We start from the raw sequence: 26,479 nt of genomic DNA, 5'->3' as shown, positions 1-26,479 counted from the left end.
GAGTGAAGAACCATGCCTATCGGCAAAGTGAAGTGGTATGACGCCGACAAGGGGTTCGGCTTTGTGAGCAACCCCGGCGATGAAGACGTCTACGTGGGCCGCAACGTGCTGCCAAAGGGCGTTGATGAGCTATTCCAAGGCCAGCGCATCGAGTTCGACTTCGCCGCTGGTCGCCGCGGCCCGCAGGCCCTGCGCGTCAAGGTGCTCGACGCACCGCGCCGCCGCACTCCGGCCCGCAAGCCGGAGGAGCTGTCGAGCATGCTTTCCGACGTCATGACGTTGCTCGAGACCCAGGTCCAGCCGGTCTTAAGTCAGGGCCGCTACCCAGAGCGTAAGACGGGCCGCCAGGTGGCGGAGATTCTGCGTGCTATTGCGAAGGACTTGGATAGCTAGGGGCTCAAAGTCTTAGGCCCGTAACTGAAAAGTGCCCTAACTGACGAAAGTCTGGCTGATTTCTGAATGATCAGGCCTACTTTTGGCAGTTAGGGCACTTTTGTTTGTTCGGAAGGGAATGCTGCAGCGCGGCTACTTGTCTGTAGGAGCTTCTGCGGGTGTCTCTGCATCACCGGTGGCCTTGGATTCCTTGAGCTCCTCCTCTGTCATCGTGGATATCGACCACACCGTGTGCATCGGGGTTTCCTCGCCGTTGGCATCGTGGCCAATCATGAGGGTGGAAATCTCCACCACCATCAGCTGTGGGCGCTCGCCCGTGGAGGCTGCGATGGGATCGACGGAGCCGGGGATCTTCAGCGAGGTGGTCTCGTTGGCGCCGTGAGAGGTGCTGTCATTGGCGGCTGGGTCATCGTAAATCGAGAGCACGGACCACTCATGGTTGGAAATAGCCTCGGGGATCTCCAGTTCAAGAGTGTCATCGGGGCCTACCGTGAGGTTAGGAACCTCGCCTTCTTGGCATTCGGTGCCGGGCTCGCAGATGCTGTACGGCGAAACCTCCACGGTCTCATCACCCACCGAGGCAGTGATGGTGACATCCTGCGGCTCGGGGCCGGGGCGGTCATTCCACCATTTCTGGAATAGCACTACTGCCACGACGATCACCGCTACGGCGATAATGAGCGCCAGAAACTGCAGCAGTGACTTCTTCCTTGCTTGCTTCACGGTTGCCATGGCTGAGAATCCTACTCGAAGCGCACCCGGTACAAGTCATCCCAGAGCTTGCCGGTGATCCAAAACTCGTCAGTACCTGGGATATGGGCAATACCGTTGAGTACAGCATTAGGGTCGTCATAGGGGCGGTGGTTGAGGTTAGCGGTGTCGATCACTGCGGTGACCTCGCCGGTCTCAGGATCAATGCGCAGGATGTCCTCGCTCATCCACACATTGGCATAGACCTGCCCGTCAACGCATTCGAGCTCATTGAGGTTGTCCACGGGAGAACCTTCCAAGGTAACCGTGGTGCGGGAGCCACGTTCCTCAAAGGTCTCAGGGTCGAGGTGGCGCAACTCGGCGGAACCATCGGACATGATGAGTTCGGAACCGGCGTTGCACAGGCCCCATCCTTCGCCGTCGTAATCGGCGTGGTTGAGCTCAGCAAACGTGGTGGAATCGCGCAGAATGGCCGTGCCGGATTTCCATGTCAGCTGCCAAATACCGGCATCGGTTTGGGTAATGCCCTCGCCGAAGTGGGAGTTGTTCAGCGCAATCTCTTCCAACGGGTTGAGCGATCCCGGCCGCACACGCAGAAGCCTGGATTTGCCGTAGAGGCCGGTGCCGATGAGTAGGTTGCCATCAGGGTCTACTTCCAAACCCTGGGTAAAGGTGTGGGGGAGAAGCGGGACGGTGTCGAGGACAGCTACCCCTAGGCGTTCGGCCTCAGACGCGCTAGCGGAAGCATCCTGGGAGAGGGCCTGCGTACTCGGCGCAGTCTCCTCGCTTTCGGGGCTCGACGAGCAGGAGGAGAGGGATGCGAGAAGGGCCGTCGCGGAGAGTGCAGCGGCAACAAAGCGGGGCGCGAAGATGCGGGAAGAGAGGGCCATGTCTGTCATTGTGCACTATGGTGACGGCCGTGATGGATAATAGGAGGGTGACTCGCAAGAAAAAGATGCATTCCCCGCTCCTCGATTCCGCCGCAGTCGACCTAGCGCGCCGGGCTGTGGAAGAGGTGGGTGAGGGGGACGTCGGCAAGCACCGCGGCGTCGCCGGAGTCGGCCGCAACGTGGCTACCCACCGCTTTGAAGCGCACGTCCCTGGCTACCCTGGCTGGGAGTGGCATGCTGTTGTCGCCTGCGCTGAAGGGTCGCGCACGCCGACGGTCAACGAGGTGGCACTCGTCCCCGGTGGCCAGGCTCTTCAAGCCCCGGAGTGGGTTCCCTATTCCGAGCGGCTGCGCCCAGGTGACCTTGGCCCGGGGGACCTGATGCCGCCCGCGCTTGACGACGACCGACTCAACGACGGAGAGCTTTCTGAGACCGGTCTCAAGGAGGCTAAGGAGCGCTGGCGTAAGAAGTACGGGCCGAATTCGGAGATGGCCGCCCAGGCGCAGCTGCAGTGCAAAACGTGCGCTTTCTTTTTGAAGCTTCTGCCCAATTTTGGTGTGTGTGCCAATGAATACTCTGCGGATGGAAAAGTGGTGCATGCCACCTATGGATGTGGCGCGCATTCGGGTACGACCATCCGTGAAGAGAGATCGGAGCAGGAACGGCCCTTTGACGACGAGAAACCAATTTTCTAAAGAGCTCGTTACCTCCCGCTCGCAGCGATGATGCAGCGAGCAGGTTTTGCGTTTTAGTGGTCAGGTGGAGCACCCTTAGCAGGTAAAACTTCATTTCTCTAGATAGAAGGGGCGCTCTCTCACGATGAACGCAGCTATCGATCGCTATTTCAAGGTCACGGAACGTGGCTCCACTATCGGCACCGAGGTGCGTGCCGGTGTGGTCTCGTTCTTTGCGATGGCCTACATCATTCTCCTCAACCCTCTCATTCTGGGCACCTCGGAAGACTCCGCCGGCACTACTCTCGGCATCCCCCGGGTGGCTGCCGCTACCGCTCTCGTGGCCGGTGTCATGACCATTGCTTTCGGTGTTATTGCTCGCTACCCGTTCGCCATGGCGGCGGGCCTGGGCATGAACACCTTCGTGGCCGTGACCATGGTGTCCCTCAACGGCCTGGAATGGCGTGAGGCCATGGGCCTTGTCGTTATTGAAGGCATCATCATTGTCATGTTGGCCATCTCCGGTTTCCGCCAGGCCGTCTTTGACGCCATCCCGGCCTCCATGAAGGCGGCGATGGGTGTCGGTATCGGCATGTTCATCGCGCTCATCGGATTCGTGGACGGCCACTTTGTCACGCGTGTTCCGGATGCGGCGATGACGACGGTTCCAGTGGGACTCGGCGTTAACGGCTCCATTTCTACCTGGCCGGCCTTCGTTTTCATCGTGGGACTGATTCTCTCTGGTTTCTTTGTCATCCGCCAGGTGCGCGGTGGCCTTTTCATTGGCATCGTCATCACCACCGTCATCGCCATGATCATCCAGGCTCTCACGGGTAGTGAGGGCTGGGGCATGGCTACGCCGGAAATCCCGAGCTCCCTCGGCGGCATTCCGGATCTGTCGATCGTGGGCCAGGTCGATCCCATTGGTGCGTTCACCAAGCTCGGCGTGGTCTCTACCGTGCTGCTGATCTTCACCCTGCTGCTCACCAACTTCTTCGATGCCATGGGCACCATGAATGGTCTGGGCAAGCAGGCCAACCTCGTCGATGAGAACGGTAACCTGCCGGACATGAGGACCGCGCTGGTCGTCGAAGGCGTGGGTGCCGTGGCCGGTGGTGCCGGTTCGGTGTCCTCCAACACGGTCTTTGCGGATTCTGCTGCCGGTATCGGCGATGGTGCCCGTACTGGCCTGGCCAACGTCGTCACCGGTGTGATCTTCCTGCTGGCCATGTTCCTCACCCCGCTCTATGAAATTGTGCCGATTGAGGCTGCCGCACCGGTGCTCGTGATCGTGGGCGTCATGATGGCCGCGCAGCTGAAGGACATCGCCTGGACCCGTATGGAGGAGGCCATCCCGGCCTTCCTCACCATCGTGGTCATGCCCTTTACCTATTCCATTGCCAACGGTATCGGCGTGGGCTTCATTGCTTATGCGCTCATGGCTACCTTTGCCGGCAAGGCCAAGAAGGTCCACTGGATCATGTGGTTGGTGGCTGCGCTCTTCGTGGTCTACTTCGCCATGGGGCCGATTACCGCAGCGCTGGCCTAAGGGCCGATTCACGCGAACCCACCGCTAAACTGGGGCCCATGCGTTTTATCATCGATGACCCTGCAGACCCTCGCTTGGACGATATCCGCGATTTGAAACATGCGGATAAGTCCGGCGAGGGTTTCGTCTTTGGTGAAGGCCCCTTGTGCGTGGAGCGCCTGCTGGCCTCGCGCTTTCCGGTGCGCTGCATCATTGGTTTTGAGGCCAAGCTCGATACTTTCCTTGAATCACATGATGTAGGTGACATTCCCGTCTATCAGGTCACCCGCCACACCTTGGGGGAGGTCACCGGCTTCGATATGCACCGCGGCCTAGTGGCTGCCGCTGACCGCGCTGAAGCGTGGAGCGTAGATGAGGTCATCGACGGCGCCCGCACGCTCGCCATCATGGAAGGCGTGGGTGACCATGAGAATATTGGCTCGCTCTTCCGCAATGCAGCCGGAATGGAGGTCGACGGTATCCTGCTCGGCTCCGGCGCTGCGGACCCGTTGTACCGCCGTTCGGTGCGCGTCTCCATGGGGCACGTGTTGCGCCTTCCTTGGGCACGCTTCGAGGGCGGCTTCACCACCTGGCAGCGCGGGCTGGACAAGCTGCGCGACAAGGGCTTTAAGCTCGTTTCACTGACCCCGCACCCGGACGCCGTCCACATTGCGGAGGCCCTTGATGGCGCTGAGAAGGTAGCACTCCTCGTCGGCGCGGAGGGCCCAGGCTTGACCGAACATGCGATGAAGGCCACCGACGTGCGCGCCCGCATCCCTATGGCAGAGGGGACGGATTCACTCAACGTGGCAACGTCCGCGGCGATTGCCTTCTACGAGCGCCAGCGTTCCCAGAGGGCCCGGGACGTCGAGACTGCGTAACGGCGCATGAGCCCGCCCAAATGCTTGGCGGTGCGCACGATTTCCTCACCGGTGGATTCTGGCTCGAGGTCGTGCTCCTCGTAGTCGTCATAGTCATGGAGCCCGAGCTTAGCCACGGAGGTCGTCGCCACCTCGGCCACGCTACGCCGTGGGGGAGGGGTATCGACTTTTGGCTCGGGGCGGCCGTCGGTGGCATAGCCCACCACGTCCACGTCGGGGCCATCCTCGCCGACCTCGATGCCGAGCCAGTAGGCCTGGGCGGCTTCGGTAATGCTCTGCGGCTCGAAGGGCAGCGCGATGCCGCCAACCGGCTCATCCTTTTCACCTGCCCAGTAGGGCGCCTCGAAGGTTTCCGGCAGGCCGTGATCCTCATACAAGTTAAGGCGCGTTCCACATAGGGAGCGGCGCAGGCGCGCGCCTGTCCAGTGCGCAAATCCTGCGTAGCCGGTGTCCTTGTTCGAGGCAAAGGCATAGATTTCGTGGGCCGGTACGGCCTCGCGGAGCGACCGGGAGAGCTGCGAGAGGGTGAGCTGATCATCACGGATGATGGTCTGCACCACGGTCACGCCGGGGTAGCCGCCGATGTAGAACTCGCTCGTGCCGGGTTCGGCGGAGCGGTTCAGTGGGAACTGTCCAATAGGAGTGACAGGGAGTGCCGGGTTGAGCTGTGCTAGAAATTTTCGGCCGAAGCCGCGATCGGCCTTAGGCTCACCGCGCAGGACCTCGGCAGGGTCGGACGCAGTGACGTACCAGAGAGTGAGAACGGCGCTTTGGGTATCCACGGTGTGTTACCTGAATTTACTCGCGGGGGCGCTTCGTGTTGGCACGAACGCCGAGCAGAACATCCTCCCAGTGCGGGGTGACAGCCTTGCGGCGGCGCTTCGTCGGTTTTGGCTCCGGGTCAGGATTCTGCAGAAAGTCCTCGTCCACGGCGGAGTCCTTGTCCTGCGCGGCGTCAGGTTCTGCTGCCGATGCCGGAGCATTCTTCTCGCTCGTGCCGCGTGAAGCATCATCCTCGGCATCCGCAGCTGGTTCCTCGCCACCACGCGGCGACGGGAGCACCGAGGGCTCCGCATAGTGATCCTCGGACTCGGCATCGGAAGCGCTGCCGGAGTACACAGACAAATCCGTCACGCTCGGGTCACCGGCGCGAGCAGACTCAATATCGTCGCGCTGCTCTGCGTACTGTTCGCGGCCATCAATGGCTTCGTCGTAGCGCTCGCCGCGTCCCACCGAGGTCAGCGAGCGAACCGGCTGCACAAAGTCAGGGTCGGTCAGGTCCGCAGCCACGGAGTTGCGCGCCTCCACGGTAGCCGGGGAGGTCATGGTCTGCTTAAAGGTCCACTCCGCCTCATTAGAGGAAAGTCCGGCCTTCCACGTGATGCGCAGAATCCAGGGTTCGCCCTGGTGGCGGTACGCATCCCACGTGGACTCAGAGAGGGAATGCCCGCGTGCGGCGAAGGCCGTGGCGAGGATTTCCCACAAGGTAAGCTTGGCCGGTCCATCCTCGCGGATGGGGTGGGCTTGCTTGGCGACGTCCGCAATCCGCGCCCTTTCCAGCAACACCGGATGGGCAAAAGGCTCGATACGTGATTCGGGGACGCCGAGCTCTTCTGCGATGTCGGCAGCGGAGGCACCCGCGCGGATGCGTGCCTGAATCTCGTTTGGGCGCAGACTGATGGGCTGCGACGAGGCAGCCGAGGCTTCCGCTTCCTGGGTCTTGTACGAGGAGGGCATGACCGTGTGAAGGCCAGTGGAGTGTTCCTGTGTGGATGCCTGCGCCTCGGCATTATCCGCCCCAGCTTCGGTAGCGGATTGATTCGCGTCCTGGTCTGCTGCGGTGTCGGCGGACTCAGGGGAGTCTACAGCGCTGGTGGAACTGGCAGGCGCGAGCAGCTCACGAAGCTCGTCGGTGACTTCGAGGAAGAACTCCTCGCCATCCTCTGCTCGAAGGACGAGTGAGGTGTCAGTTGAGTCGCTGGGTGCGAGGAAAATCTCGCGCATGGTGGCGCTCCTTAGCCTGGTAGCGGACATGTGATGAAGTCCACTTTACCCAGAACATGCCCCAAACTCCGGCAAGAGCGCGGGGCATGTTGAGTGTCTCAACAATTCGTTGCAGCAGAAGTTGCTGTGCGGAGCAACAGGTAGCGAGCGAAGGCTAGCGGTTATCTAGCACGTAGTCGATGGACTTGGTGAGCTTCGTGATGTCCTCGGCATCGATGGCCGGGAACATGCCCACCCGGAGCTGATTGCGGCCGAGCTTGCGGTAGGGCTCGACGTCGAGAATGCCGTTGGCACGCAGGGTTGCGGCTACGGCGGCGGCATCGACAGATTCATCGAAGTCAATGGTGCCGACCACGAGCGAACGAGCGGACGGCTCCGCCACGAACGGTGTGGTCTCCGCGCGGGACTCGGCCCAGGTGTAGAGGATGGTGGAGTTGTCCGTGGTGCGCTTCACCATGCCGTCGAGGCCACCGTTGGCGTTCATCCATTGGACTTGGTTGTCCAGCATGAGCAACGTCGCCACCGCCGGGGTGTTGTACGTCTGGTTCTTGCGGGAGTTATCTACCGCGGTCTGCAGGTTGAGGAATGCTGGGATGAAACGGTCCGAGGCGTTGATTTTCTCGATGCGCTCAATGGCCGCCGGAGACATAGCCGCCAGCCACAGGCCTCCGTCGGAAGCGAAGCACTTCTGCGGGGAGAAGTAGTACACGTCTGCTTCAGCCATATCAACCGGCAGGCCGCCAGCGCCCGAGGTGGCGTCGACAACGACGAGCTGGTCAGTATTGTCCGGGTGGGGACGGGTCACCGGCACCATGGCGCCAGTCGACGTCTCGTTGTGTGCCCACGCAATGACATCCGCGCCGTCGGCATCGGCAGTCGTGGGGTCTGGGGCAGTGCCGACCTCAGCATCCGTAACGAGAGGAGTGTCGAGCCAGGGCGCTTTGTCAGCGGCTTTGGCAAACTTTGAGGAGAATTCGCCGAAGCTCAAATGTGCGGACTTGTTCTCAATCAGTCCGAAGGTAGCTGCATCCCAGAATGCCGTAGCACCGCCGAGGGAAAGGACGATCTCGTAGCCTTCCGGCAGGGAGAAAAGATCACAAAGGCCTTCACGAATGGAGCCGACCAGATCCTTGACTGCCGGCTGGCGGTGGGACGTGCCGATAATGGAGTCGGCGCCGTCGGTAATTGCCTCAATTTGGGCGGGGCGGACTTTAGAGGGGCCGCAGCCAAAACGACCGTCGTGGGGAAGGAGATCTGCTGGCAGGACGAGTTCTGTGTTGCTCATGTGGGCAGTCTAGCCCATTTTCATTCGCCCACTAGATATTTTGCCAGGATTGCCAATGTTGGCAGAGTCACAAATTTTGCTAAAGTGTGAAGAGGTTTAATTAGGTCGCGTCGGCGTGAGTCGGCGTTACATATTGAGAAAGGAAAGCTCGTGGCTTCTGACGCTAACAAGGTCGTACTGCACTACCCCGGCGGCGAATACGAGATGGACATCAAGCAGTCCACCGAAGGTGACTCTGGCTTCGATATTGGCAAGCTCCGCAACGAAACTGGACTGGTGACCTTCGACCCGGGTTATGCAGCTACCGGTTCGACCGAGTCCAAGATTACGTTCATTAACGGTGAGGAAGGCATCCTTCGCCACCGCGGTTATGACATTGCTGACTTGGCGGAGAACGCTTCCTTCAACGAGGTGTCTTACCTGCTTATTAAGGGCCACCTTCCCACCGAGGATGAGCTGTCCAAGTTCAACCTGGAAATTCGTCACCACACCCTGCTGGATGAGGACTTCAAGGCTGCGTTCAACATCTTCCCGCGTAATGCGCACCCGATGGCGGTTCTGGCTTCCTCCCTTAACATTCTCTCTGCTTACTACCAGGACCAGCTCGACCCGTTGGACCCGGAGCAGCTGGACAAGGCCACCGTTCGCCTTCTGGCTAAGGTGCCGATGTTGGCCGCTTATGCTTACCGTGCATCCCAGGGTAAGCCCTACATGTACCCGGATAACAGGCTCAACGCGCGCGAGAACTTCCTGCGCATGATGTTTGGTTACCCGACTGAGGAGTACGAGGTTGACCCGGTCGTGGCCAAGGCTCTGGACAAGCTCCTTATCCTCCACGCCGACCACGAGCAGAACTGCTCCACCTCCACCGTCCGCATGATTGGTTCCGCACAGGCCAACCTGTTCGTGGCCATCGCCGGTGGTATCAACGCCCTGTCTGGCCCGCTGCATGGCGGCGCTAACCAGGCGGTTCTGGAGATGCTCGAGGATATCCAGAACAACCACGATGGTGACGCTACCGACTTCATGAACCGCGTGAAGAACAAGGAAAAGGGCGTTCGCCTCATGGGCTTCGGTCACCGCGTGTACAAGAACTACGACCCACGCGCTGCCATCGTCAAGGAGACCGCACACGAGATTCTCGAGCACCTTGGTGGCGATCCGATGCTGGATCTGGCTATGAAGCTCGAGGATATTGCGCTGAACGACGACTACTTCGTCTCCCGCAAGCTGTACCCGAACGTCGACTTCTACACCGGCCTGATCTACCGCGCTATGGGCTTCCCGACGGACTTCTTCACCGTTCTCTTCGCCATCGGCCGTCTGCCGGGCTGGATCGCTCAGTACCGCGAGCAGCTTGAGCTCAACACCAAGATCAACCGCCCGCGCCAGATCTACACCGGCGAAACCCTGCGCAAGGTCACCCCGCGTAGCGAGCGCTAAACGGCGGTCTTCTACAGGCCACGCGTGCGCGGTGTAGGACCCCATACGCTGCACTTCTAGGGCCGAGCCACCCGTCACCCCTTATACTAGGAGCGATGTGGCTCGGCCTGACGTGCATGTGGCCACCAAAGAATAAAGATTTATCCAAGGAGGAGAACCCCCAATGGACAAGCCCGTAATCGAGCCGGCCACCGAGCCCGCTCCCCAAGACCTTGTCATTGAAGACATTGTGGTGGGTGACGGTGCCGAGGCCCAGCCGGGCGGCTTCGTTGAGGTCCACTACGTAGGCGTTGACTACGAGACGAACCAGGAGTTCGATTCTTCCTGGGGCCGCGGTCAGTCGATTGAGTTCCCGCTGACCGGCCTTATCGCAGGCTGGCAGGAAGGCATTCCGGGCATGAAGGTAGGTGGCCGCCGCAAGCTGGTCATCCCGCCGGAGAAGGCCTATGGCCCGGCAGGTGGCGCGCACCCGCTGTCTGGCCGCACGCTGACCTTCGTTATTGATCTCATTCGCGCCTAACGGCCGTTGGCGCAGCGCTTGCCCCACTTCGCTGTCCTCCGCACTCTTGGATTAAGGAATCTAGGATTGGAGGATAACGAGGTGGGGTCTTTGATTTGCTTCTGCCACTGGATTCCAGCTGAGCGCGCGCACGCGGCATATGGTGTCCCGATTTCTCATCGCGGCCCCACGACAGCGCAGAGTGGGGCACAATGGATGCTATGAGTGTCCCACAAACCACGTTCAATGATGACCGCGAGATGCCGCTGCTGGGTCTCGGAACCTACAAGTTGCGCGGTGAGGATCTCACCCGCTCCGTGCGCGAGGCGATCGACCTAGGCTACCGCCACTTCGATACCGCAACCCTTTACGAGAACGAAGAGGAGTTGGGGCAGGCGCTTGCCAGCGCCATGAAGGCCGGCGATGTCACTCGTGACGAGCTGTTCATCACCAGCAAGGTGTGGCACGACCACCACGGTAAAGGCAAGGTCGACCAAGCTTTCCGCGAGTCCTTGGACAAGCTGCAGCTGGACTACCTTGACTTATACCTCATTCACTGGCCGTGGCCGCAAGGCGGGCTCTATGTCGAGACTTTCGAAGAGATTGCGCGCCTCCAAGGCATGGGGCAGATTGCCTCTATTGGCGTGGCGAATTTTTATGAGGAGACTCTCCAAGAGCTCATTGCCAAGACAGGAATTGTTCCCGTTCTGAACCAGGTGGAACTACACCCAGGGTTCACTCAGCCGGAGCTGCGTGCGTTCCATGACAGCCAGGGCATCGTTACCGAGGCGTGGTCGCCGCTGGCCCGCGGCGTCATCCTCAACAACCCTGAGGTCGTATCCGTGGCCGAGAAGCATGAGATTACACCCGGCCAAGTTGCGTTGGCATACCTGATGGAGAAGGGGATCTCTGTCATTCCGAAGTCCAGCCGCCGTGAGCGCCTCGAAGAGAACTTCGCTGCCGCCGCGGTTGAACTGGATCAGGAGGACATCGCGGTGATCGACTCCCTCGATGGCAAGGAAGGCTTTGGCCGCATGTTCAAGGATCCGCGAGAATTCCCTGGCGCCGAATAGGGCAGCAATGGAGGGATTGGCGTAGCCCGTCTTTCTTCACTATTTCCAATTCGTTCCTGTCCGCTCGCGGTTGTCGTGAGGTAGGCAAGAAGGATTGAGCTGAGTGAAATGGGACGGGCTTTTTCCTATGCCTTGGGGTAGAGGAAGATGTGGGAAGTTCCTTCACAGACTACGAAGAAAACACCCGATTTCCTGCTAACTTTCGGTTAGCAAAATTAGATTTTGGGACATGGGGGATTTGCGGGGGTGTTATGATGCCTGTTAAAACCGCACGTCAAAACGGTTATTGGGGGTAGAGAAGCTAAACTGAGACAACTTTTCTTGGCAGGATTTACAACCTTGCATGACGTGTTCGGTAACTTACTAGGCAGGACAAAACGTGACTGAGGACACTATCTCTCGTCTCTCACATCGGTTTGTGCAGAAATGACCCCTACTAAGGAGAGCGACATGACTGACGCACCTGCTTCGCTTGACTCACGCCGCGAACCCACGCCGCAGGAGTTCATCGAGATGCGCGAAAGCCCGCAGTTTGCCAAGCTGCGCGGTACGTACCGCAAATTCACCTTCCCTATGACCGTGGCCTTCTTCCTCTGGTACGTGCTCTACGTGCTGGCGGCCGTGTTTGCCCCGGAGTTCATGGGAACCGAAATTGGTGGCGGCTGGAACGTAGGGCTTGTCTTCGGCTTGGCCCAGTTTGTGACCACCTTCGTCATCACGTACATCTACGTTAATTACGCCAACAAGAACATCGAGCCGCAGGCAGCGGCCATTCGCCAGGAATTGGAGAGCTAAACAATGCAGACCTTTACTTTGGCCGCAGCGGAATCCTCCGCCGGCAATCCGATTCTGAACATCGCCGTCTTCGCCGCATTCTTGGTTGTCACCATGTACGTGGTGCTTCGTGCCGGTAAGTCCACCAAGGAAGCTTCTGACTTCTACACCGGGGGCGGTAGCTTTTCCGGCCGCCAGAATGGCTTGGCTATCTCCGGTGACTACCTCTCCGCCGCGTCCTTCCTGGGTATCGTGGGTGCCGTCGCGCTCAATGGCTACGATGGCTTCCTTTACTCGGTGGGCTTCTTCGTTGCTTGGCTCGTTGCCCTCATGCTCGTGGCGGAGCCGATGCGTAACGTCGGCCGCTTCACCATGGCAGACGTGTTGTCCTTCCGCCTGAAGCAGCGCCCGGTCCGCGTGGCCGCAGCTATTTCGACGCTGTTCGTCTCGCTGTTCTACCTCATTGCACAGATGGCCGGTGCAGGTTCCCTCGTGGCTGTGCTGCTCAACATTCACGAGTTCAAGTGGCAGGCCGTTGTGGTCGGCATCGTGGGCATCCTCATGATCGTCTACGTCCTTGTCGGTGGTATGAAGGGCACGACTTATGTGCAGATGATTAAGGCCGTGCTCCTGGTTACCGGCGTGGTCATCATGTGCATCCTCACCTTCGTCATGATCAAGGGTGGCTTCAACACGCTGTTTAGCTCGGCCGTTGACATGCACGCGAGCTCCGCTGTCATCCAGGAAAAGGGCTACGAGGCCTCCCAGATTATGGAGCCGGGCCTGAAGTACGGCAAGAACCTCACCACCAAGCTTGACTTCATCTCCCTGGGTATCGCTCTCGTGCTGGGTGTTGGTGGTCTGCCGCACGTCCTGATGCGCTTCTACACCGTGCCGACCGCAACTGAGGCCCGCCGTTCCGTTACCTGGGCCATCGTCATCATTGGTGCTTTCTACCTCATGACCCTGGTTCTGGGCTACGGCGCTGCGGCCCTGGTTGGCCCAGACCGCATTCTCGCTGCACCGGGTGGTGCTAACTCTGCAGCTCCGCTGCTGGCGCTGGAAATTGGTGGCTCCGTCTTCATGGCGGTTATCTCCGCGGTCGCCTTCGCTACCGTGCTGGCGGTTGTTGCTGGCCTCGCCATTACCGCCTCGGCCTCCATCGCGCACGATATCTACCACTCGGTCATTCGCAACGGTGAGTCCACCGAGGCAGAGCAGGTCCGCGTCTCCCAGATCACCGTGGTTATCCTGGGCATCGCATCCATCATCCTGGGCATCCTCGCCATGACCCAGAACGTGGCCTTCCTGGTGTCCCTGGCCTTCGCCGTTGCGGCCTCCGCCAACCTGCCGACCATCCTCTACTCCCTGTACTGGCGCCGCTTCAACACTGCAGGTGCTGTGGCATCGATGTACACCGGCGTTATCTCCTGCCTGGTGCTCATCTTCCTGTCCCCGGCAGTGTCTGGCACCCCCACCTCGATGTTCCCCAACGCTGACTGGTCCATCTTCCCGCTGTCCTCCCCGGGTCTTGTGACCATTCCGCTGGCCTTCTTCGCCGGTTGGATCGTCTCCATCATGACTCCGCCGGATAACCTTGAAGAGCTCTCCGCTGAGATGGAGGTTCGCTCTCTCACTGGTGTGGGCGTTGAGGCTCCGGTTGACCACTAAAGGTCACCTGGATCAGTACTTTTAAGGGCTCAGCAGGTAAACTCACACGTCGTGTTTTACTCGCAGCCTTTACACAGGGCGGTATCAGCACGAGCTGGTGCCGCCCTTCTGGCGTGCGCACTTGGCGCATCGGCTCTCAGCGCCTGTACTCCGCCTAATGAACAGGACGCAGACTCCTCGCGTGCAACGAGCTCCGCTCCCGCTACACCGGCGCCCATCTCTCACCGGAAGGGAGCTTCACAGCTGGCGGCAGTCGACGATAAAGTGGGGCAGATCCTCAAGGGCGATGATAAGAAGGCGATAACGTACTACCGCATCGAAACCGGTATGCACATGGGCTCGCCCACTGAGCACACGCCGCGCTACGCGCTGAGCCTAATCAAGCTCTATATCGCCACCTACGTCATCGAGCATGGCTCTTTTGAAGACAAGTACGTGGCGCTGGACATGATCGCTGACTCTTCAGATGAGAGCGCAGGAGATCTTTTCCAGAAGTACCCTCGGTCCATAGACTCCATTGCCAAGGAGTACGGGCTGACTTCTACCAGCGCTGGGAAGGACTGGGGACACTCCAAGACGTCGACTTATGACGTCGTGCGCTTCATTGTCCAGCTCATGGAGGATGACCCGACCCACCCAGTGCTCGTGGCCATGGCCCACGCCGATGAGGTGTCTGCCGATGGGTACCAGCAGGATTATGGCACTGCTGTGCTTAGCGACGTCGTCGGCACGAAGTGGGGATGGTCTGACAGCAAGGACCGGCACTCCTCAGTCTCCTTTAGCGAGAACTTCGTTGTCGCGGCCTCTATCGAGGGTTCTGCCGACGAGCTGACCTCCTACGTCCGCAAAGAAATCACCGGTAAGAACCTAGTGAAGGGAAATAACCTCAACAAGGAAGCCTTGGCGAATCCGCAAGCCTTGTCCGCTACGCCCACACCTTCAAGCATCACGACGTCGCCCAGCACGACGTCCTCCGACATGCAGACGACGTCGGGATCAACGTCAACGACAGCGACAAAGGCGACGTCGACAGTCACGTCAACGTCGCCTGCAGCAGAAAAGAAGTAGGGAAGCGCTAGCCCATTGCTTTGCGTACGGTGTTGAGAACATCGATGGCACCGCGCACCTGGTCATTGCTCACCGAGGAGCCAGCAATGGTGATGCCATTGCCATCCACGCTGGAGCCGCGGCCGGTGGGGTCGGGGAGGGAAATGTTGGGCAGCGGGGCGTCGTTCGGCACTGCAGGAATGTCTTTGAGCTTCGGGCGTGAGGCAGCACCCTCACCCGGTGTCCACTGACCCCAGTCGCGGGCGTACACGGTGTTGATATCACAGGTGATGCCGTCAATGGTGGCCTGCGTCTTGGCCTTCTGGTGGATTGTGGTGCGCGGATGAATCCTGCCACCGGAGCCCCAATCGTGCATCCAGAAGAACTCACCAATGCCATCGGCAACGCACCAGTCGATGACGTTGTAGTTGCCATATACGCCGGTCTGGTAACCCGCGGCAGTCAGCGCTGCGGAGAAGGCCTTGAGGTAGGGGCGAATCTGCTTCTCATACTGTGCACGGGTGGGATTGTCATCGATGGCGATGTAAATCGGGCGGCCGGTCGGTCCGCCCGCGGCCTTATGGATAGCGATGGCCTGTGGCGCGTGGACACCGGCGCCGGCTGCACCATTGAGCCAGTCAGCGGTCTCGGCGCGACCAAACTGGTAGATGGAGGCGGTCTTAAGGCCCGCTGCGGCATTGGCCTTGGTCTCTGCCAAGGTTACGGGTTTGCCCTTCATCCATTGTGCGTCCGGGCGGCGTTGGGACACGTAGCGAATGGCGCCGAGGTGTCCGGCTGCCTTGATGGCGCTGGCCGAAGGAACGCCAGCGGAGAAATCAATGATCGTGCCGAGGGCCGGGCCCACGGCGAGGGCAGCAGGGGCCTGGCTGCCAACGGCACCAGCGGCTAGCGCAATGGCGCTGGCCTTGAATAGGGAACGACGGGACAGGGACACGGTTTTCTCCTCAAGGGGGATTGTGGATGACGGCGGCGACTGGTGTAGAAGGCTGTCGCGCGTCACTACAGTTGACGGTGAAAGTAGTATCTGCAATCACTGTAGTCACATTGGTTTAAAAATGCACCACGCGTAAGGGGAAATATGGCCTTTGTGATGCGCCACGCTTGGAGTGATGCTGACATTGCGCGGCTGCTTGATGACTACGAGGAGCTGGGCTTAAGCTTCCCTCGTACGGAAGGTGACGGTGGTGGGGTTCTCCACCGTGCGGGAGACGGTGCAGTCTTTCTCGTGGGAAATGCGGACCAGGCGCTCAATCATGGACTGTGCCTGGCGGCCGGCATCGGTGTCGGGGAAGCGGAGGGAGAACTCCACGTTGATGTCGCTCAGCCGTGAGGCACCGTCTTCGTTGATGCGGGTACCGTCCACGTGGACGTCGAAAAGCTCTGGTTCTGCGCGCCGGGAGGTGACCACGTCGACGTCGACCGCCGAGCAGCCCGCTACTGCGGCCAGGAGTAGCTCCACCGGGCTCAAAAGGCCCTCACCGGTTCCAAACTCGAGGCTTGCCCCGTCAGCATTGGTTGCGCGGTAATGGCCCGTATCTACGCGGGTGACATCGACTCCGTATTTTTTGGTGACTTCGCTCATGCCCGCCATCCTAGTGGCCGTTCGCAATTTAAAAAGAAATTAATATTGCGGCCACATGGGTGCAAACTGCGCAACATATCCTGTTCTTCGTCTCTTTCAATTCAATAAATCCACCCCCCTCACTCGTATAGGAAGAACTATGACTACTCGCCGCTTTCTCGGCACTTTGCTCACCGTTTCGGTGGCCGGAACCTTCTTGGTTGCTCCTGCTTCTGCTGATGAACCAAAGGAGGGCATGGGCTCGCGCTTCACCATCGGCGTGCTGCCGGATACCCAGTTCTACTCTCGTTACTCCACCCCGGAGACCGGCAACCTGGCCCAGGCGCGCTACGGCAGCGAGCCCTACGCCGCGCAGACCGAATGGCTGGTGAAGAACCAGAAGGCCCTCAACATGGACTTCGCTACCCACCTTGGTGACGTAGTGGACCAGCCGGACGTCGACGGCGAGTGGAAGGTCGCTGACAAGGCCATGAAGGTCCTCGATGATTCCGACCTGAACTACTCCATCCTGCCGGGCAACCACGACATGATTGAGGATGCCTCGGCGCACCCCTACAACCGCTACTTCAGCGCCGAGCGTGCCAAGGCCGCCAACCCGGATACCTTCCAGGAGCGCCACACCGCAGTTAACAACGACTCCGAGTACCACATTTTTGAGGCTGAAGGCCAGAAGTACCTGGTCTTGGCGCTGGCCTGGCGCGCGGATGACGAAGCGCTCGAGTGGGCCCAGGGCGTTCTCGACGCGCACCCAGACCTGCCGGTCATCCTCACCAGCCACGAGGTTCTCAACATCGATGGTGCTGGTGAAGTCTTCTATTCCGATGACTACGGCCAGGGTCTGTGGGACAAGTTCATTAAGAAGAATGACCAGATCTTCCTCACCATGGGCGGCCACCACCACGGCGCGGGCTACCGCGTGGACAAGAACGATGCTGGACACGATGTCGTAGGCATCCTGCAGGACTACCAGATGGCTTACCAGGGCGGCAACGGCCTGCTCGGTGTGCTTGAGTTCGATCTTTCCGGCAATGAGCTGGAGATGACCGCCCTGTCCCCGTGGGTCGCGCAGAAGCCGGCTAAGGAGCTCACGCAGTTCGACAAGCTCATCCTCGACGGCAAGGGTGATAGCTACCACGTGCCGCTCAACTTCAAGGAGCGCTTCGCTGACTTCGCTCCGGAGTGGACCATCGGCGATGAGAACGACGCCGATTTGGGTAAGAAGGCCCGCGACATCGTTGAGGAAGGCTACACCCCGTACACCATTCCGGAAGACCAGCTTCCGGAGGGCCCGAACGACTTCGTAAAGTCTGACAACACCGTCTTCCACTGGCGTCCGGGCCAGACCAAGAACAAGGACGGCAAGCAGCTTAGCGACGGCGACGTGGCCACCGAAGGCGCCATCATCCCTGATGCCTTTGGTGCCGACGGTGCTGGCGACCTCGTTCGCGAGGGTGGTCCTTCCAACACGGGTGAGCGCATCACCTACACCAAGGACCACCACCCGCTGTCTTCTGATTCTGGTTCCCTCTACTGGTCCGATCCGGCTGGCCAGGCCGCAATGGCGGAGTTCCGCTCTAAGGAGGGCGCTGAAATCAACAAGGTCGATACCTCCGAGGGCTACACCTTTGAGTCCTTCGTGAAGATTCCGAAGGATTTCAACGGCTCTGAGCACGGCTGGGGCAGTGCGCTTTCCCGTGACTCCAGCATCGCCGAGCTTGTCGACGGCTCCGACGACACCGACCCCACCGTCATGTTCGGCATCTCCAACCTGCGTGAGCTGCGCTGGTGGGCAGAGCCTAAGGAAGGCGAAGGCTCCACCGTCTGGTCCCACGAGGTGCCCACCGATGAGTGGATGCACATCGCCGTAGTCAACAAGCCGGATTCCGACACCGTTGAGATGTTCATTAACGGCGCACCCATCCTGCGCAACGCCAAGGGCGCTGAGGGCTTACTCCCGCGCGACCTGCAGTGGGTCATGGGCGCTGGCTTTGATAACCGCAAGCCGCAGGACCCGTGGTACGGCTGGATTGGTGAGACCCGCCTGACCCAGGGCGTTCTCGACTCCGACGAGTGGCTCACCGCCCGCCCTGCCGTGAAGGAAGAAGAGCCTTCCTCTTCCGCGACCACCTCCCCGTCTGAGTCGACTACCGAGCCGAGCAAGCCTTCTAAGCCGACCAACACGAAGGAGCCTTCCGCCAGTGATATCGGCCAGGCCTTCTTCGCAGGCTCCAGCCGCGGTGCGAAGATTATCCTCCCCATCGTCGCCGTCATCGCAGCCGTCGGCGGCGCCGCCTACGCCCTTATCCCGACCATCAACCAACTCTTCGGCCTCAACATCCCGCAGCCGAAGCTGCCGAAGATTCCGGGCCTGAACTAGCGCTCAGCCCACGAACCTCCGTCCCTCGTCTCACACTGAGGCGGGGGATTTTCTATTGCGTTGGCACTTTTAGCGGCGGCCTCTATTTGTTAGAAACATCGTTTTGTTCCAACGGCTTCGCTGTGTGGCCAACAGCGATCTAGTTATGGACAAACCATTCTGGAATGAGTAGTATGAAACTCATGGGACGGCCTCGTAAATTCAATGAAAGAGAAGTTCTTGCCGGCGCGATCACTCTATTTGGCACGAACGGATTCACTGCAGTCTCAGTGGATGATGTGGTGAATCAACTGGGACTTAACCGGTCCAGCTTCTACAACCTTTATGGCTCAAAGCATGGATTGTTTCGTGCTGCGGCAGAAACCGTGTGTGCTGAAGCTGAAGGTGGCCGCGTATCGGACGCTGCAAAGGACTTCGTGGTGGTGGCACTGGTTGAGGTGGCGCCAGTCAGTAAAGATTTACGCGAGCTTATTCAGCGAGCTTGTGAACTGTGCTTCGACAGTTCAGAAGCGCTAGGGAAGCACGTGCTGGCCCGTGCACAAGGAACCGAACACTAAGGAGAACCATCATGAACAACAAACTCACTCTGACAGATGCTGAGCTCATCGTCGAACCCCTCGGGCTAGACAAGCTTTGGTCTCTGACCGGCAGCATCACGATTCCGTGGGAGCATGTGCGCGGCGCTACTCATGACCCCGGCATGAAGCACGAACCAAAAGGTTTCCGTGCGCCGGGGCTGCGAAGTGGACAGAAGCTAGCGGGCACCTTCCACGCGGATGGTGGCCGACAATTCTGGAACGTCAGCGGCTATGAGAATGCCGTTGTCATCGAGCTTAAAGACGAGCACTTCGATCGGCTTATCGTGTCCTTGGAGAAACCGACTGAATGTGCAGCGCGCATCAACGAGAAAGCGCAAGCTGTCTGAGTCTGACGTGTCCGAGCGCCAATACTCGATGTCATCTACTGTAAGTAGTAGGTGAAAACTGCGGGCGAACTTTCGTCCACTAGTTACCGTGAATGACACGTTTATGCTGAACGGATCTCGGTTCTGGAGTTAAAGTGACCCAAGTCTTGTCCTATCTACTCGGACGGAACAAAACCTGGGACACCTCAGTCCTTGGATGTTGAGGGTTTGGCTGGTGCGTCGGCCGGCGGGGTCGGTGAGCCAGTCGGTGGGGGTTGGTGCAACTGTTGGAGGATGATAACCAACTCTATTTGTAGACCTCGGCTAAGTGTTAAGCGTTTTGCCGTTGTTGCCAGATACCAGAAAGTTGGGTTTCGGAGTAGGCGAATTCGGGGTCGATGCTGGTGACGGCGTGGGTGAGTCCGGACCTGACCCCTGTTAGGTAGACACCTGATATCCAGCCCGGTTGGGTTGGGAAGAAAGGTAATCTACCACCATGCCTAGGTATTCCGAACAGTTCAAACGTGATGCTGTGGCCCTCTACGAAAACAATGAGGACCTCTCACTCCACGCGGCTTCAGCAGAGCTTGGAGTCAATCGTTCCTCACTTTATTCCTGGCTTAAGCAGTACGGCACTGGCAAACGTGCCCGCACGAAGACCATGCGCGACAAGGCCCAAGCGACGACTGATTCTGAACGGATCCGCCAGCTAGAAAAAGAAGTCTCGAAGCTACGTGAAGAACGCGACATCCTACGCAAGGCCGCGAAATATTTTGCCGAAGAGACACGCTGGTAATCCGCTTCCAGTTTGTCTATGACCACCGAACCGAATACTCGGCTCACACGGATGTGCCACGTGTTAAAGCTCAATCGCTCCTCGTTCTACAAATGGGCCAACACTCGCGAAAAACGCAGGTTAAAGATATGTTCTGATGCTCTTATTGGTGCACGAATCAAGACCATCTTCGATGATGAGCACGGGCTTTATGGTGCAAAACGCATTGCTGCAAGCCTTAAAGCCGATACGGACTTTCCTCCGATCAATCACAAGAAGGTCGCACGCATCATGAAATCCATGGGGCTGAAAGGCTTTACTAAGCGGCGTCGGTGTATCACCACCAGGCGCAAGCCTGGCCACCGCGTCATGCCAGATCTCGTAGGCCGTAAATTCACAGCTGACAGGCCGAACCACGTTTACGTAGGCGATATCACCTACCTGCCGTGTAAGGGCGGCAAGAACATGTACCTGGCCACGGTCATTGATGCCTACTCTCGCAAACTCGTCGGACATGCACTCGCAGATCACATGCGGGTATCGCTGGTTATCGAAGCTTTGTCTCATGCCAGGAAAGTCCGCGGAAGCCTTAAAGGGGCAATTTTCCATTCTGATCATGGCAGTGTGTACACCTCACAGGCTTTTGGGGACCACTGCGCCCAGCTTGGTGTGCGCCAATCCATGGGAGCAGTGGGAACGAGTGCCGATAATGCCCTGGCAGAATCATTTAACGCCACCTTAAAGCGTGAAGTCCTGCGTGATCGGAAAGTCTTTGACAATCCCATCGTCTGCCGCCAAGAAGTCTTCCGATGGTGCATGCGCTACAACACGCGCAGACGGCACTCCTGGTGTAACCTTCTAGCCCCCGATGACTTCGAAGCACTCACATCAGCTACACTGACCCAAGCAGCATAGCTAACCCCCGACGTGTCTACTTTCCGGGGGTCAGGCCCTCCCGTGGTGCTTACCGTTGGAATGCAAATTTCACATGGCATTTTGACGGTGCTGGGCAAGGAATCCAACGAGATTTCTGGCATTGCAGGTTTGAGCCACACCTTTATCACGGTGGGGCTGACGGTCTTTCTCGTGAATTTGGGCCGGGCCATCAAGGAACCAGATGCAGGCAGCGCCAATGCTTCGGTGAACGCCTAACTATGAGCGAGCGCAGCGCTCAAGAACGCTCAAGAAAACGTCACGGAGCCTACTCGCCGCGATTGGATAAGCCTGGCGGTTCTTTCCGTCGGACTGGGCGTCATTGTTCTAGATGGCACTATCGTCGGCGTGGCATTGCCCTCGAACATCACTGACCTGCAGCTCAACCTGACGCAGGCGCAGTGGGTCAACAGCCTCTATGCGGTGCTACTGGCGGAGCTGCTCTGCGACGGGGCAGGATTGCGGATACCTGGGGACGCAAGCGAGCCTTCCTCACCGGCCTGACAATATTCGTGGCAGGCAGCGTATTGGCGGGATTTCCTACCTCGGCCGCCACGTGGATCTCCGCGCGCGCAGTACAAGCAATCGGTGCTGCGTTCATCATGCCTTCCACGCTTTCCACGGGTAAACCGTATTCCGCGGCAAATACCGCGCAGCAGCCTTTGGTGTGTGGGGCGCGGTGATTTCCGGTGCGGCAGCGGTCGGACCGCTTGCCGGTGGTGCACTGACGGAATGGGTGTCCTGGTATTCGCGATTATCGAGGACCCGACCTAGGCTGGTGGGAGCCCCAATCCTCATTCAGCTTCTTTGGCTGGACCTGGTTCGAAAACGCGGCTATTTCACCGGTTCCGCTAGGGCGCACGATTTCGGCCGTGGGCTTCGCGCTGTTAATCAGGTCGGAAAAGCACCGCGAGCGGGGTCACCGCTCGGCGCTGTTGCATCTTGAATTGTTTTCTTATTCCACGTTCTCGTGGGGCAATATCACCACTGGTGCGGTAGCAATCGGCGAGTTTGCCATCATCTTCGTGTTGCCGCTGTACCTGATTAATACGTTGGACCTCTGCACGATGTTGTCTGGCCTGGTGCTGGCAGCCATGGCAATCGGTGCATTCTTCTCCGTTGCAGCAGCCCCCACGTCGCGGCACGGTACGGGGCGCCTGGCACCGTGCTCATTGGGCTCGGCTTGGAAGCCGTCGGCGTCCTTATCCTCGTCCTGCTTATGGGGCTGGATACGAATGGTTGGATCATCGCCGCGCCGCTGACCCTGTACGGCTTGGGCCTGGGGTTCGCCTCCGCGCAGCTGACTGGCACGATGCTGCGGGATACTCCCGTCGATGACTCCGGGCAAGCCTCCGCAACGCAAACCACCGTGCGCCTGGGGCAGTGGTCGCTCGTAGCCGCTACCGCATTCTTCGCTCTGAGCTTTGTCGGTGCACTTAGGGCGCTCCGTGCTGCGGGGGAGAAGGGGGCCCGCAAACAACGCCGATCTCGGTGCCCGCGTTAATCGCGTCCCGAACTGATTTTCCACCCGCGTGCTGCTTTGCGTTGCTGCCAGAAGTGACGGTAGATACCGGGGACATCGGAAAGCTCAGAATGCGTGCCCAGCTGGCTGACTTGCCCGTGTTCATCCAAGACTACGATTTGATCAGCAGATTTGATTGTATCCAGCTTATGGGCGATGACAATAAAAGTAGATTGCTCCCGTAGCTCGTCCATCGCAGCAAGAATGTTTGCCTCATTTTCTGCATCGAGCGCGGAGGTAGCCTCATCAAAGAGTACAATCGGCGCTTGCTTGAGAAGCGCGCGAGCTACAGATACGCGCTGGCGTTCACCACCGGATAGAAGCCGCCCGCCTTCACCAACAGGAGTATGCCACCCTAGGCGGTTGGCAATAGAAGTCACGCCTGAAAGATCAGCTGCGCGGAAGACTTCCTCATCGGAGGCGTCGGGACGACCAACGCGGATATTAGCGATTAACGAGTCGTCGAAGAGGTAGACGTCCTGAAAGACCATGGACAGTCTGGACATTAACTGTTCGGTTCCAAGCTCGCGGATATCTACGCCGTCAACCATCACCGCCCCGGAATCTACATCCCAGAATCGCGAAATAAGGCGCGCAATTGTGGTCTTTCCGGAGCCAGAAGGACCGACAATGGCGGTAACGGTGCCTGATCGAGCATGGAAAGCGACATCTACCAATACTGGTTTATCGCCGTATCCAAACGTGACATTACGCAGCTCTACATTTCCCGAACCATCGCCTGGGCGCGGAGTAGTGGGTTCTGGCAGGGAAGGAGCATCCGTGATGAGCTCAGTTTCTGCGAGCGCGATACGACCGGCGTCTAAACCGACGAAAGAAGAACCCAGCTGCTCAAGCGTGCGGGTAAACCTCAAGCTGATTCCGATGATCGCAATTGTTTCTAGTGGCGATAGGGCGCCTTCAACGGCAAGATCCGCGGAGACCATAATGAGAGCCACGATGAAGATCTGCACTACTATGCCGTTGAGTAGCAAAGCTAATGTGGATACCCATAGCTCGCGTATTCGTGCTTTATGGTCGATTTCTAGCGCTTGCTCTAGTGGCGCAAAAACTTGTGATTGTCCTGCCGCGCGCAGGGCTGGTTGACGGTTAGCAAATTCTACGATGCGCTGGGAGAGCTCTTTACTCGGCCCCAGTGTGCGGTTCGATGCTTTCTCACGAATCCATGCAGCCAACTGCATCACCACGAGCGCCAATGGTGCGATGATAAGAAGGATCAAGCCCAGCTTCGGGTTCCAGAAACACGCTCCTACTAACAAGGTGACAAGTGCCGCGCTATCGCGGTATATCGTTCCTTGAACATGCGCAATGGTCTCGGACGCCACCATAAAGCGATCTGAAACGAGGCGAGATAGGCCGCCGGTATTAGCCGGTACGAACCAGCCGAGCGGTAGCGTTGCTAATTTATCGCCCACAGTCGTGTGCGCGGTTCGGATGAAATCCAAGGCCGTGTGGTAAGAGGCCAGGGTTGCGAAAAATCGTAGCGCAAAAGCTACGAGCGCAATTGCCAAAAGCGTCCACATCCATGGTGCGATTGTCGTATCCCCATCGAGTGTCTTTGTAAGTGGCACGAGCGTGAGAACGGCGAGGCCGTCAAGCACGCCAACGATAAGCGATAGACAAGCATACCTTTTATTTAGCTTATGGCCTACAGGACCTTGCAGCTTTTTGACACTGCGAGTGAGTAGCGGATCACGAAGACGCGAACTAGCAGGCGTAGTGGCATTAGACATGAGAATAATCCTTCATAGGCTTGAGGCAGATTATTTGGTCTGCTCCTTGGATGGACTCCGGCTTGTGGGCGATGACTAAGACGGTCTTGCCTCTGACGAGTGTGGCTAGAGCTGCTTGAATTTCTGCTTCGCAGTCAGGATCAGTTGCCGCAGTAGCTTCATCCAGGATCAAGATTGGGGCATTGGTAATAATTGCCCGGGCAATAGAAATGCGTTGCTGTTGTCCACCGGATAAAGAGATGTCCTCGCCAACAACGGTGTCGAGCCCAGCCGGTAAAGCGCGAATATCAGCAGCTATGTGCGCAGCCTCTGCGGCTTGCCAGATCTCTTCATCGCGGGCTTCTGGGCGTGCAAGGCGAATGTTTTCCCGAATACTCATACGCAGTAAGTGAGGATCTTGTAAGACGAAAGCCACAGTGCGGTACAAACTGTCGAAAGTGAGATCACGGATATCCACGTTGTTGATAGTGATTGTGCCCGAATCTGGATCCTGGAAACGCGCCAGCATCGTTGCTGCTGTGGATTTGCCAGACCCGGAGGGGCCAATCAATGCCGTGACAGTGCCTGCGTTTAGTTGCGCAGAAAAGTCTTGGAGGACTGGTGTGTCTGGGGCGTAGCTAAAGCTGACCTTATGGAACTCCACCTCCATGTCTTGACTACTGGCATCGAGGCTCTTTTGGCCTTCTTTCACGTGGGAAATTGTCATGACTTCATCAAGGCGCAACGCCGCATTGCCAGCGAGCTGGTAAGACCACATCATTTGGCCGACGGTTTGAATCGTGCCCGGTATCACCAGCGCAATTAACGTTGTTGCGATGACTTCAGCGACCGTGACATAGTCACCAGCTATCAGCAGGGAACCGGCTCCTACATTGATAAGGATGAGGACAGGAACCGCCACCACAGACTCTGAGATTGCGGAAACACGCAGAAGCGGACGTACCCACTCGTAATAGAATTCCGCGAATTTTTGGGTAGCTTCGCGATATCGAGCGTGGGCTTTGCCAACGGTGCCGAAAGCCTTGACGACGGAAATACCTTCGGAGAACTCCACCGCAGTCGCAGAGACCTCACCCAGATAATTATCCATTTCCGCAGTTTTTGTGCCCATATCTTTCATTGAATACGCTTGGATTGCTAGGAAAATGGGCACAGTGGCAATAGAAAGTAGACCAAGGCGCCAATCCAAGATAAAGGCATAAACCAGAAGCGCGAGGGGCGTAAAGATCGCGGCTACCTTCTCTACAGGAGCGTGGGCTGTCAGGGTGTGCAGAGTTAGCGTATCGTCCTCGACGGCTTTGCGGACTTTGCCGGAATTAGTCTGGCTAAACCACGAGAGTGGTGCTTTCGCAATAGCGGTAATAATTCGGCGCCGGTTAATCCCCACCAGCTTTGCATCAGCGAAGTGGGTGATCACAAGGGCAAGGAAATAGAAGAATAGCTGGCCCAAAAATGCAGCAAGTAGCCATTTCACAATGGACGCGACGTCATCAGTATTGCCGTCGATTAGAGCATTTCCCAGTGCCACCAACGCGACGTAGGGTGCTACGGCGAGTACCGAGGATATAAGCGCGAGAAACTGTGCGAAGTAGATGGTTGTTTGCACTGGGGCCAGTAGCTTTCTTAGAGCGACCTGCCCGGCTTTTAGTTTTGCGCGAGCCTCTTCTTCCGGTGACGCACCGTGTGATTCTGGTGCGTGGGTTCCGCTTGATTCTGTGGAACTTTGTTTTACTTCAGACAT

At 58.5% G+C, this 26,479-nt stretch carries 26 protein-coding genes and 1 pseudogene; 18 read left to right on the top strand and 9 right to left on the bottom strand.

Going from position 1 to position 26,479, the window contains the following annotated elements:
- The first annotated feature begins 12 nt into the window (after positions 1-12).
- On the top strand, positions 13-393 hold the full coding sequence (locus tag I6J72_RS07490; RefSeq protein WP_039674441.1) for a cold-shock protein: 381 nt from the start codon (positions 13-15) through the stop codon (positions 391-393).
- A gap of 132 nt (positions 394-525) precedes the next feature.
- Here I6J72_RS07490 and I6J72_RS07485 read toward each other — a convergent pair whose 3' ends face one another.
- Together I6J72_RS07485 and I6J72_RS07480 are read right to left on the bottom strand one after the other, a co-directional pair.
- On the bottom strand, positions 526-1,125 hold the full coding sequence (locus I6J72_RS07485) for a DUF2771 domain-containing protein (RefSeq protein ID WP_204098741.1): 600 nt from the start codon (positions 1,123-1,125) through the stop codon (positions 526-528).
- 11 nt (positions 1,126-1,136) lie between these two features.
- A complete protein-coding gene (locus I6J72_RS07480; RefSeq protein WP_370552134.1) occupies positions 1,137-2,003 on the bottom strand; it encodes a glutaminyl-peptide cyclotransferase in 867 nt (288 codons plus the stop codon).
- A gap of 56 nt (positions 2,004-2,059) precedes the next feature.
- Here I6J72_RS07480 and I6J72_RS07475 point away from each other — a divergent pair, with 56 nt between their 5' ends.
- From I6J72_RS07475 to I6J72_RS07465, 3 genes are all read left to right on the top strand, one after another.
- Positions 2,060-2,689: a DUF3027 domain-containing protein gene (locus I6J72_RS07475; RefSeq protein WP_370552166.1), complete on the top strand. Its 630-nt coding sequence runs from the start codon at positions 2,060-2,062 to the stop codon at positions 2,687-2,689.
- Between the two features lie 124 nt (positions 2,690-2,813).
- Positions 2,814-4,217, top strand: a complete 1,404-nt coding sequence (locus I6J72_RS07470) for an NCS2 family permease (RefSeq protein WP_204098738.1) — start codon at positions 2,814-2,816, stop codon at positions 4,215-4,217.
- Between the two features lie 38 nt (positions 4,218-4,255).
- Positions 4,256-5,077: an RNA methyltransferase gene (locus I6J72_RS07465; protein ID WP_204098737.1), complete on the top strand. Its 822-nt coding sequence runs from the start codon at positions 4,256-4,258 to the stop codon at positions 5,075-5,077.
- Here I6J72_RS07465 and I6J72_RS07460 read toward each other — a convergent pair.
- The 3 genes from I6J72_RS07460 to serC form a co-directional block, all read right to left on the bottom strand.
- The gene (locus tag I6J72_RS07460; RefSeq protein ID WP_204098736.1) at positions 5,029-5,859 is read right to left on the bottom strand and encodes a hypothetical protein; all 831 of its coding nucleotides are present in this window, start codon (positions 5,857-5,859) and stop codon (positions 5,029-5,031) included. The genes I6J72_RS07465 and I6J72_RS07460 overlap by 49 nt on opposite strands.
- A gap of 16 nt (positions 5,860-5,875) precedes the next feature.
- Complete coding sequence (gene sepH, locus I6J72_RS07455; RefSeq protein WP_204098735.1) at positions 5,876-7,081, bottom strand: septation protein SepH; 1,206 nt, start codon at positions 7,079-7,081, stop codon at positions 5,876-5,878.
- Positions 7,082-7,235: 154 nt separating this feature from the next.
- Positions 7,236-8,366 (bottom strand): phosphoserine transaminase, encoded by a 1,131-nt coding sequence (gene serC, locus I6J72_RS07450; protein ID WP_204098734.1) that lies wholly within the window; start codon positions 8,364-8,366, stop codon positions 7,236-7,238.
- A gap of 150 nt (positions 8,367-8,516) precedes the next feature.
- Here serC and I6J72_RS07445 point away from each other — a divergent pair, with 150 nt between their 5' ends.
- The 6 genes from I6J72_RS07445 (at position 8,517) to I6J72_RS07420 (ending at position 14,894) form a co-directional block, all read left to right on the top strand.
- Positions 8,517-9,809, top strand: coding sequence for a citrate synthase (locus tag I6J72_RS07445; RefSeq protein WP_204098733.1), 1,293 nt, complete (start codon positions 8,517-8,519; stop codon positions 9,807-9,809).
- 163 nt (positions 9,810-9,972) lie between these two features.
- Positions 9,973-10,329 carry an FKBP-type peptidyl-prolyl cis-trans isomerase gene (locus I6J72_RS07440; RefSeq protein ID WP_039674461.1) on the top strand — a complete coding sequence of 119 codons (357 nt, stop codon included), beginning with the start codon at positions 9,973-9,975 and terminating at the stop codon, positions 10,327-10,329.
- Positions 10,330-10,520: 191 nt separating this feature from the next.
- Positions 10,521-11,381, top strand: coding sequence for an aldo/keto reductase (locus tag I6J72_RS07435; protein WP_204098732.1), 861 nt, complete (start codon positions 10,521-10,523; stop codon positions 11,379-11,381).
- Positions 11,382-11,831: 450 nt separating this feature from the next.
- Positions 11,832-12,176: a DUF485 domain-containing protein gene (locus I6J72_RS07430; RefSeq protein ID WP_204098731.1), complete on the top strand. Its 345-nt coding sequence runs from the start codon at positions 11,832-11,834 to the stop codon at positions 12,174-12,176.
- A gap of 3 nt (positions 12,177-12,179) precedes the next feature.
- Positions 12,180-13,826 (top strand): cation acetate symporter, encoded by a 1,647-nt coding sequence (locus I6J72_RS07425; RefSeq protein ID WP_115021442.1) that lies wholly within the window; start codon positions 12,180-12,182, stop codon positions 13,824-13,826.
- 264 nt (positions 13,827-14,090) lie between these two features.
- On the top strand, positions 14,091-14,894 hold the full coding sequence (locus tag I6J72_RS07420; protein ID WP_239107251.1) for a hypothetical protein: 804 nt from the start codon (positions 14,091-14,093) through the stop codon (positions 14,892-14,894).
- Between the two features lie 7 nt (positions 14,895-14,901).
- Here I6J72_RS07420 and I6J72_RS07415 read toward each other — a convergent pair whose 3' ends face one another.
- Together I6J72_RS07415 and I6J72_RS07410 are read right to left on the bottom strand one after the other, a co-directional pair.
- Positions 14,902-15,828 (bottom strand): DUF1906 domain-containing protein, encoded by a 927-nt coding sequence (locus I6J72_RS07415; RefSeq protein WP_204098729.1) that lies wholly within the window; start codon positions 15,826-15,828, stop codon positions 14,902-14,904.
- A gap of 219 nt (positions 15,829-16,047) precedes the next feature.
- Positions 16,048-16,476, bottom strand: coding sequence for an OsmC family protein (locus I6J72_RS07410; RefSeq protein ID WP_204098728.1), 429 nt, complete (start codon positions 16,474-16,476; stop codon positions 16,048-16,050).
- Between the two features lie 139 nt (positions 16,477-16,615).
- Here I6J72_RS07410 and I6J72_RS07405 point away from each other — a divergent pair, with 139 nt between their 5' ends.
- The 8 genes and pseudogenes from I6J72_RS07405 to I6J72_RS07375 all read left to right on the top strand — a co-directional run bounded on the left by I6J72_RS07405 (position 16,616) and on the right by I6J72_RS07375 (position 22,969).
- Entirely contained in the window at positions 16,616-18,853 is a 2,238-nt protein-coding gene (locus I6J72_RS07405; RefSeq protein ID WP_204098727.1) for a LamG-like jellyroll fold domain-containing protein, read from the top strand.
- A gap of 182 nt (positions 18,854-19,035) precedes the next feature.
- Positions 19,036-19,410 carry a TetR/AcrR family transcriptional regulator gene (locus I6J72_RS07400; protein WP_239107250.1) on the top strand — a complete coding sequence of 125 codons (375 nt, stop codon included), beginning with the start codon at positions 19,036-19,038 and terminating at the stop codon, positions 19,408-19,410.
- Positions 19,411-19,421: 11 nt separating this feature from the next.
- Positions 19,422-19,778, top strand: coding sequence for a hypothetical protein (locus tag I6J72_RS07395; protein ID WP_204098725.1), 357 nt, complete (start codon positions 19,422-19,424; stop codon positions 19,776-19,778).
- 475 nt (positions 19,779-20,253) lie between these two features.
- Positions 20,254-21,447: pseudogene (locus I6J72_RS07390) on the top strand (IS3 family transposase).
- 60 nt (positions 21,448-21,507) lie between these two features.
- Positions 21,508-21,684 carry a DUF2871 family protein gene (locus I6J72_RS07385; RefSeq protein ID WP_239107247.1) on the top strand — a complete coding sequence of 59 codons (177 nt, stop codon included), beginning with the start codon at positions 21,508-21,510 and terminating at the stop codon, positions 21,682-21,684.
- Between the two features lie 129 nt (positions 21,685-21,813).
- Positions 21,814-21,969, top strand: a complete 156-nt coding sequence (locus tag I6J72_RS13140) for a hypothetical protein (protein WP_239107245.1) — start codon at positions 21,814-21,816, stop codon at positions 21,967-21,969.
- The gene (locus I6J72_RS13220) at positions 21,909-22,148 is read left to right on the top strand and encodes an MFS transporter (RefSeq protein WP_304505311.1); all 240 of its coding nucleotides are present in this window, start codon (positions 21,909-21,911) and stop codon (positions 22,146-22,148) included. The genes I6J72_RS13140 and I6J72_RS13220 overlap by 61 nt, the downstream gene beginning before the upstream one ends.
- A 482-nt stretch (positions 22,149-22,630) precedes the next feature.
- Positions 22,631-22,969: a hypothetical protein gene (locus tag I6J72_RS07375; RefSeq protein WP_239107243.1), complete on the top strand. Its 339-nt coding sequence runs from the start codon at positions 22,631-22,633 to the stop codon at positions 22,967-22,969.
- On the opposite strand, the gene I6J72_RS07370 is transcribed toward I6J72_RS07375, so the two are convergent.
- Entirely contained in the window at positions 22,966-24,738 is a 1,773-nt protein-coding gene (locus tag I6J72_RS07370; protein WP_204098724.1) for an ABC transporter ATP-binding protein, read from the bottom strand. The two genes, I6J72_RS07375 and I6J72_RS07370, sit on opposite strands and share 4 nt — an antisense overlap.
- Positions 24,731-26,479, bottom strand: a complete 1,749-nt coding sequence (locus I6J72_RS07365) for an ABC transporter ATP-binding protein (RefSeq protein ID WP_204098723.1) — start codon at positions 26,477-26,479, stop codon at positions 24,731-24,733. The genes I6J72_RS07370 and I6J72_RS07365 overlap by 8 nt, the downstream gene beginning before the upstream one ends.

Source organism: Corynebacterium sp. FDAARGOS 1242, assembly GCF_016889985.1.
Lineage (GTDB): Bacteria > Actinomycetota > Actinomycetes > Mycobacteriales > Mycobacteriaceae > Corynebacterium > Corynebacterium minutissimum_B.
Note: the sequence above shows the minus strand (reverse complement) of the source record. Positions and strands in the feature narration are given on the sequence as shown.